At 53.6% G+C, this 9,565-nt stretch carries 3 protein-coding genes; all 3 read right to left on the bottom strand.

The window, feature by feature from the left end:
* Positions 1-6,320, bottom strand: a 6,320-nt coding sequence (locus JNK54_03120) for a hypothetical protein (GenBank protein MBL8023262.1), incomplete at its 3' end; no start/stop codon positions are given.
* A complete protein-coding gene (locus tag JNK54_03115; GenBank protein ID MBL8023261.1) occupies positions 6,284-8,860 on the bottom strand; it encodes a hypothetical protein in 2,577 nt (858 codons plus the stop codon). The genes JNK54_03120 and JNK54_03115, both read right to left, overlap by 37 nt.
* A gap of 123 nt (positions 8,861-8,983) precedes the next feature.
* Positions 8,984-9,565 (bottom strand): hypothetical protein, encoded by a 582-nt coding sequence (locus JNK54_03110; protein ID MBL8023260.1) that lies wholly within the window; start codon positions 9,563-9,565, stop codon positions 8,984-8,986.

Raw genomic sequence — 9,565 nt, 5'->3', positions numbered from 1 at the left:
GTGGCCACAACATTATCTCCATTGTAGGCCCCGGTTCCATCCCCCGCAATTGTGTATATGTTATTGGCCGTCATGGACTGGCCGAAATACGTCCCGCTTGTCTTGGCAATAAACCGAATGCGATGGTTCGAATAATCCGCAATCGCCACGTTCCCCCAGGGGTCAACGCTTACCCCGTAGGGATTATTTAAGGGTGTTGATGTGGCCGCACCACCGTCACCGCCGTAAGATCCCGTGCCCGTGCCCGCGATGGTATAGATATAGTTGGCGGTCATGGTTTGACCGAAATACGTACCCCCGGTTTTGGGAACAAATCGGATCCGATGATTACTTTGGTCGGCGATATAAACGTTTCCCCCCGCATCGATCGCCAGGGTTCGAGGAATATTGAGGTGAGCCGTGGTTGCCAACACACCATCCCCATTGTAGGAAGTCGTCCCCGTTCCCGCTATTGTATAGATCCGATGGGCCGTCATGGATTGACCAAAATAGGTCCCATCCACTTTTGGGGTAAATTTAATTCGCGAAACGGTATCCGTCGCGTATAGATTTCCAGCCCGATCAATCATTGTTCCCAAGGGGGAAAGTGAATCCCAATAGGCCACCCCTCCGTTTCCATACCCCGAGGGGACCCCCGCCCTCAAGTAGATGTTGGACGTCGTGAGTGCCGGCACATCCACCGAGGTATCCGACGCGACATTGCTCAGGCTGGTGGACCCCGCCCGGTTCTGGCCGACGACTTTGTAATACATCAACTGGTTGGGAGGGATCGTGTCGTCCGCGAAACTGGTGCTGTTGGTCATGCCCAGAATAAAGTCTGTGGTCGTCACTCCCGAATGGGTCGCGCGATAAATGGTATAGCTGTCCGCCCCCGTCGCTCCGCTCCAGCTTAAATTCACCTGCAAGAGGTTACCGGCCGCCGTCGCCGTTAAACCCGACGGCGTTCCGCTGGGGGGCGCCACCACGTCGGTTGCGTTACTGAACGCGATCGGGTTATTCACACTCGAAGCTGTCGTATACACCTGTAAGGCCAGTTCAAATGTCCCTTCCGTGGCCGATCCACCCACGTCGCTCCGCGCAATGAAGTAAAGCGGTGTCGTGCTGACCACCACATTCTGTGTAAATACCGCTGTATTACTTGAAAAGGGTTTCGAGGTGTTTTGCAACCGAATAGCAGTAGCATCAATGTATCCGCTGGAACTGACCCACACCTCAACGTTCGTTAAGTTCCCGTCCGCCGTATACCCGCTCGCCTGCACCGCCACCGACGAAATCGTCACCCCCGCCGCAGAATCCGACACCACCTGCGCCGTCCCTAAGATCCGTTGCGTCTCCCCCCGCCCCATCCACCCCGCCTGGCCCACGGCCTCCGCCAAGGTGACGGTCGATGCTCCAGAGACAGCGGAGGTCGTATTTGAAATACCGGACCAATTGCTGGATTCATCCTGCGTCCAAAGAACGAAATAATGGGTCATTCCGCCGGGTAAGCCTGTCATGGTTCTACTTCGAGACGATCCCGGTGTCACACTGGTCGTTGCAATGGTTACCGTGGTGGCGTTGGTGGGAGTCGTTGAAGTGCTCCAGCTCGCCGTATAGGTTGCATATTGAATCCGGTAATTCCCCGTTAAATTCCCTATCATGCCATCGTCCCCCGCGGACGCCCACGACAGGTCCACAGTGCCATCCACAGATCCCGTCACCGCGGCCAGGGTCGACGTGGAAGGCGAAACAACATCTGGGTCCCCCCCCGCAATCATGCGGACGACTTGATTGGCATCTGCCACATAAGCCAGTTTGTCGGCATCAACATATAGCCCTTCAGGGCCAGAAATGGCCTGGTTCGTGGCGAGAGCGTTTTCCCCATTGTATGTTGTCCCCCCCGTTCCTCCAATTGTGTAAATGTAATTGGCTGTCATGGATTGACCGAAATTGGTACCCCCTGCTTTCGCGACGAAACGAATCCGGTTGTTGTTCGTATCCGCGATATACACGTTGCCAGCCCCATCCACATTGACGTTTAGCGGCGAATTAATTCTTGTGCTGGTCGCACTCACATCGTCGGCTAAATAGCCAGACGTTCCATTCCCCGCTATGGTGTAAATGTAATTGGCCGTCATCGCCTGGCCAAAATACGTCCCTCCCGTTTTGGGTACGAAGCGAATACGATGGTTCGCCGAGTCGGATATATAAATATTCCCATTACTATCCACGGGCACACTTTTAGGATAACTGATTCGCGTGCTGGTCGCGCTCACATTATCCGCCAGATAACCCGCTGTTCCGTTCCCCGCGATGGTATAGATATAGTTCGCTGTCATCGTCTGGCCAAAATACGTCCCTCCCGTTTTGGGCACAAAGCGAATGCGATGGTTGCTCCAATCCGCGATGTAAACGTTCCCCGTCGAATCAATCGTGACACCGGTCGGGGAATCTAGGCGTGTGCTCGTAGCCGCCACATCGTCCGCAAGATAACCAGGCGTCCCGTTCCCCGCAATCGTATAGATATAATTGGCCGTCATCGTTTGACCAAAATACGTCCCTCCTGTTGTGGGCACGAAACGAACCCGGTTGCTGGTGGTGTCCGCAATATAGAGATTCCCGCTCGTGTCCACCGCAACTCCCTGAGGATCGAATAGGCGCGTGCTGGTGGCGGCCACATCATCCGCGAGATACCCGGCCGTTCCGTTCCCCGCAATCGTATAAATGTGGTTCGCCGTCATCGTTTGACCGAAATATGTCCCCCCCGTTTTCGGAACAAAACGGACCCGAGAGTCATTGTAATCCGCAACATATAGATTCCCACTGGAGTCGCCAGTGATGAGAACGCGGTCGCTGACGTTTTTGCTGTTAGCGATGCGATTATCTCCCCCATAAGGCGTATTCCCTGCCCCAGCAATGGTATAGATAAATGAACCCGTCACATTTTTTCCAAAATAGGTTCCACTTGTTTTTGGAACAAATCGAACCCGGTTATTGATGGTATCCGAAATATAGACGTTTCCACTTCGGTCGACAGTGACTCCATAAGCTAATTCAATACGCGTACTGGTGGCGGCCACATCGTCCGCTAGGTACCCGCCCGTTCCGTTCCCCGCAATCGTATAGATGTAATTTGCCGTCATGCTTTGCCCAAAGTACGTCCCCCCAGCCCTGGGGATAAAACGGATTCGATAGCTGTAGGTATCCGCAATATAAATATTTCCGCTTTGATCAAGAGAGAGACCTTTCGATATATTGATTCGAGTGCTGGTGGCGGCCACATTATCCGCCAGGTAACCGCTTGTGCCGTTACCGGCAATGGTGTATAGGTAATTGGCCGTCATGGTTTGGCCAAAATAGGTCCCCCCGGCCTTGGGCATGAAGCGAATTCGATAAGTAAACCCGTCCGTCATGTATACGTTTCCGCCAGCATCAACGGCAATACCCGTCACGCTGCTGATCCTCGTGCTGGTCGCGGCCACATCGTCTGCCAGAAAACCGGAGGTTCCGTTGCCGGCAATCGTGTAGATATAGCTTGCCGTCATCGACTGCCCAAAATAGGTTCCCGTCACTTGGGGAACAAACCGGATCCTGTAGTTGTCCGTATCCGCAATGTAAACATTTCCAGCCCCATCGAGGCTGACTCCCGAAGGGAGTTTCAGGCCCGTGCTGGTCGCCGCCACATTGTCCGCCCCATAACTGCTAGATCCATTCCCCGCGATCGTATAAATATAATTTGCCGTCATCGACTGCCCAAAATAGGTTCCCCCCGTTTTCGGTATAAATCGAATACGGTTATTTCCTTTATCAGCGATGTAAACGTTGCCCCCCGCATCCACAGCAACCCCTTCTGGATAATAAATATTTCTTGATGTAGCCATTGCGCCATCCCCGTTATACGCCGAGGTTCCAGTCCCAGCAATCGAATAAATTGAGTTTGCCACCATGGATTGGCCAAAAAAGGTCCCGGATTTTTTCGGAACAAACCGGATCCGCTTATTGCTTTCGTCAGCAATATAGAGATTTCCTTCGTGGTCCACAAAACAGGAAACGGGTGAATTCAGGTTTCCGTTCGTCGCGACAATTCCATCACCGGGGACATAGGCGGGCAACCCAGCACGCAAGTAGATGTAGTTTCGGGTCAGAGCAGGGACATCCACAGTGGTCGCCGAGGCCACCGCACTGGGACTCGAGCTTCCCGCACGATTGTTGCCCACCACAATGTAATTCCTCAACTGATTGGGAATCATTAAGTCATCGCTTAGACTGGTGGCCGTGGTTGTCCCCAGGAAATAGTCTGATGTCGTCACTCCGGAATGGGTGGCGTGAAAGATGGAATAACTATCCGCCCCCGTCGCCCCGCTCCAGTTTAGGCTCACTTTCAGGAGGTTGCTAGACGGCGTTGCGGTCAGTCCCGAAGGCGTCCCGCTGGGGGGCGCCACCACGTCCGTCGCGTTACTGAACGCGATCGGGTTATTCAATGTCGTAACCGTCGTATAAACCTGCAAGGCAATATCAAACGTCCCTTCTGTGGCTGATCCGCTAACATCACTGCGGGCAATGAAATAGAGGGGGGTGGTGCTCACAACCACATCCTGATCAAATACCGCCGCGTTGCTCGAAAACGCCTTAGCCGTCCCGTCTAGCCGAACCGCGTTCGCATCGATATAGCCGCTGGAACTGACCCACACTTCCACATTCGTGAGGTTTCCATCCGCTGTATACCCGCTCGCCTGCACCGCCACAGACGAAATCGTCACCCCGGACGCCGAATCCGACACCACTTCCGCCGTCCCCAAAATCCTCTGCGTCTCCCCCTGCCCCATCCAACCCGCCTGGCCCACGGCTTCCGTTAAGGTAACGGTCGGATTCGGAACGGAAGGGACCGCCGATGTGCTATTCGAAATACCAGACCAGTTGTTAGCCGAGTCTTCCGACCACAAAACAAAATAATAGGTTATGCCACTGGTCAACCCCGTGATCACCTTTGTTTGCATCGACCCCGGCGTCACGCTGGTGGTGGCAATGGTCACCGTGGTGGCGTTGGTGGGCGTGGTGCTTGTGCTCCAGGTGGCGGTATAGGTGGCGAATTGGATCCTGTAATTTCCCGTCAAGGTCCCGATCATCCCGTCGTTCCCGGCCGAGTTCCAATCTAAAGTCACACGCCCCCCCCCCGCCGTTGCTGTAAGTGTTGAAGTGGACGGGGCAATCGTATCGTCCCCAGCGATCATTCGGATTTTATAGTTTGCATCGCTCAAATACACCATGCTCCCCGGTCCTGCAAATACATCAACCGGCCAGAAGATACTTTTGCTCGTGGCCAGTGCATTTCCCCCGTCATTAATTTGATTTCCTGATCCCCCAATGGTGTAAATGTAGGTAGCGATCATGGACTGCCCGAAATATGTTCCCTCGCTCTTGGGAACAAATCGAATGCGATTGTTATATTTATCAGCAATGTAGACGTTCCCGCCCACGTCCACACTGATCCCTTCGGGATAGTTAATGCGGGTGGACGTAGCCGCCACATTGTCCGCCGAATACCCCCCCGTTCCGTTCCCCGCAATGGTATAGAGGTAAGTGGCCGTCATGGATTGTCCATAATAAGTCCCACTTGTCTTGGGCATGAATCGTATGCGTTGGTTTACGCTGTCCACGACATAAACGTTGCCATCAACATCAACTCTTACATCATAGGGGGAATTAATCTGCGTGCTGGTGGCCGCCACATTGTCCGCCAAATACCCCCCCGTTCCGTTTCCCACAATCGTATAGATGTAGTTCGCCGTCATCGACTGTCCGAAATACGTTCCCCCACTTAGGGGGACGAATCGGACGCGATGATTATTCTTGTCAGCAATATAGAGATTCCCCCCCGAATCCACGCTCACCCCGTAGGGCTGGTTAATTCTGGTCGACGTCGCATTTACGTTGTCCGCTAAATATCCACCCACGTTGTTCCCCGCAATCCTATAGCTGTAGTTTGCAGTCATTGACCGACCGAAATACGTACCTGAAATTTTAGGAACAAACCGGATGACGTTATTGCCCTCATCCGCTATATATATATTCCCACCAGCGTCCACGCTGACATCCGGGGGACTGCTGATCCCACAAGACGTGGCTAACACATTGTCTCCCCCGTTACTTGATAGCCCAGTTCCCGCAATTGTGTATATACAGTTCGCCGTCATTGACTGGCCGAAATAGATTCCCCCCACGTTGGGAATGAAGCGAATGCGATGATTAATCTGATCCGCAAAATAGATGTTACCATCGTCATCTACATGCAATCCTCCACTACTCATCGTCGTGGCCGTAGCGACCGCATTATCTGCCATATATATATATATGGGATAATCCCAGTAATCGTATAGATGTAGTTCGCCGTCATCATCTGCCCGAAATACACTCCCCCACTCTTGGGGATAAACCGAATCCGATAGTTATCGGTGTCGGCAATATAAACATTCCCACCAGCGTCCACGGAGACCCCAGCGGGATTATCTAGCCGCGTAGAAGTAGGTGCCACATTGTCCGACAAATAACCTGTTGAGCCATTTCCCGCAATCGTGTAGATGTAGTTCGCCGTCATCGACTGTCCGAAATACGTTCCCCCGGTCTTCGGAACGAACCGGATACGATGATTCAGATTGTCCGCTATGTAAACATTCCCACCGGAGTCCACGCTCACACCAGAGGGACAATATATCCACGCGGTAGTGGCAGATCTATTGTCCCAATATCCAGCTTGGCCGGTTCCTGCGATCGTGTAAATAGAGTTCGCCATCATCGTCTGCCCGAAATAGGCCCCCCCTCCCTTGGGGATAAATCGGATGCGATGGTTTTGATAATCCGCAATGTAGACATTTCCTCCGGCATCCACGCTCACACCATTGGGTTTGTTGATCGGCGTTGACGTGGCGACCACGTTATCTTCCACATAGCCCCCTGTCCCGGTTCCCGCGATCGTATAGATGTAGTTCGCCGTCATCGTCTGCCCGAAATAGGATCCCCCACTTTTAGGGATAAACCGAATGCGATGGTTATTCGTGTCACCAATATAGACATTCCCCGCCGCGTCCACATTGACGCCGTTCGGGGCGTTAATCTGCGTTGACGTTGCTGGCACGTTGTCCGCCACATACCCCGCCGTTCCGGTGCCCGCGATCGTATAGATGTAATTTGCCGTCATCGACTGCCCGAAATATGTCCCCCCATTTTTAGGGATAAACCGAATGCGATTGTTATTCGTGTCAGCAATATAGACATTCCCCCCCACGTCCACGCTCACTCCATAGGGCTGGTTAATTCGTGTTGACGTGGCGGCCACATTATCCGCCAGATAGCCATTCGTACCGTTCCCCGCAATCGTATAGGAACAATTCGCCATCATCGATTGCCCGAAATACGTCCCCCCTTTTTTTGGAATTAATCGGATGGCCGTGCGATTTCTGTCGGCAATATAGACGTTCCCAGAAAAATCGATACTCGTCGTGTTTGGGTAGCTTAACGTTTCGGTATAAGCCATATTTCCATTTCCGAGATTGCTTGGTCGGCCACCCCGCACATAGATGTTGGACGTTGTTAGTCCTGAGGTATTAACGGAAGTCGCGTTGGCGGGACTGCTGAGGGTGGATCCGGCCCGATTGGTTGCAAGAACCTTGTAATACATCTGCTGGGCGGGAGGGATATAATCGTCTATGTGACTGGTTCCGCTGGTCATTCCCACTATATAGTCCGTGGTGGTCACCCCCGAATGGGTGGCTCGAAAGATCGTATAGCTATCGCTGCCCGTTGCCGCCCCCCAAGATAAGGTAACCCGAAGAAGGTTGCTGGAGGCCGTAGCATTCAAGCTTGACGGGCTCCCGCTGGGCGGAGCCACCACGTCTGTGGCGTTCGTGAACGCGATGGGGTTATTGGCCGTATTTGCTGTGCTGTAAACCTGAAGTGCGATGTCGAACGTTCCTTCCGTGGCGGATCCGCTGACGTCGCTCCGAGCAATAAAATACAGGGGAGTTGAACTGATAAACACATCTTGCATAAACAACGCCACGTTGCTGGAAAAAGCCTTCGCCGTCTCTTCCAGTCGAATGGCGTTGGCATCAATATAGCCGCTGGAGCTGACCCACACCTCCACATTCGTCAGGTTTCCATCTGCCGTATACCCACTCGCCTGCACCGCCACGGACGAAATGGTCACCCCAGCCCCGGAGTTAAAAACCACCTGAGCCGTTCCCAAAATCCGCTGGGTCTCTCCCCGCCCCATCCATCCCGCCTGACCCACGGCCTCTGAAAGGGTTACCGTATCCACCACAGGCTCATCGTAATAGATCGTCACAGTCACATAATCCACCGTCACATGACGGCCAACGGTTGACGAAGCGTCGGTAGCGACTATTTTAACGCGGAAGGTGCTGGTGATCTCCGCCAGGCTCCACGAGCGACCCCAGGAATCCGTTGGCCCACCCACGGTGTAATTGGCGTCGGATAAGGTAAATTCGCCGGAACCCGGTGAACGTTGTGTGGAGGAATAATTGGTTCCGCTATTCCAGGAAACAGACGTTTGGGTGTATCCGTCTACCGCCGCATTGGTTTCCTTTGCTTCAATCATGACTTCAATCCCAACAATCGTTGAACCAACGGGGATGGAGGAAAAATCAAACCCATACAAAACCCCTGTGGCGGAAGCGCTGGTCCCCGTATCGGCCAGGGAATTATCAGACGACCCAAGCCGAGTGGTGGTCCAATTCGTCCACCCGGAGGTGTTGCTGGCAACGGTAGCGGTTCTGGTAATACTCGCCGCCCAGGAAGTAGCCCCCCCTAGAAAGAGTGCCCCCAACACCCAACTCCCCACACCAAATAACCATCGGAATTTCATAACTTGAGTATGTATCGAGATCAAATGAATTTCAAGCGTTTATTTCATTAAAATACGAAGGTTTTTAAGCCCAACCCATGGCGGACTTATCGTTAATTTAGCGACAATTAGGTGGGTTTTTGATCAAGGCGCTTGTGCCGTCACCTGGACTTTTATGGTTTGTTGATCCACGGTCGTGGTGGTTGTGGGGAAATCCATCCGAATCCATAAGGTTCGACTCTCCCCATCGGGCACAGAGGCCCCCGTGGCAGACCCGTCCACCGTAAAGACCGTCCCCGAGCTGGATTGCCCTGTCCCATACATCACATCTTCCACCCCATAATCCCCCGACACCGGCGCTGTCCCGTGGAACGCCCCGTAAATCACCAATTGGTCAGGCCCCGCCGGCGGGGAACTCTTGACGCTCCAGGGGCTCCCCACCGTTTGGGTCGATGCTGTGAAACTGTAGGTGTTGGCCACATTCCCATCGTTTAAGAGCACCGTCCCCGTGGACCCCGCCACCGTTGACCCCATCATCACCTCTCCCCAATCCTGAGCCCCACCGCTCGTAATGCTCACCGAGCGCACCGTCACGAACGGCACCACCGACACCGTGGCCGATATGACCGACCAGTTGTCCACCTCATCTTTCGTCCAAATCACGAAATACCAGGGCTGAATGAGTCCCACCACCACGGAGGTCGATTGCCCCACCCCCGGCGTCAC

This window comes from Elusimicrobiota bacterium (assembly GCA_016788905.1).
Classification (GTDB): domain Bacteria; phylum Elusimicrobiota; class Elusimicrobia; order FEN-1173; family FEN-1173; genus JADKHR01.
This window is presented reverse-complemented; position numbering and strand designations above follow the sequence as displayed.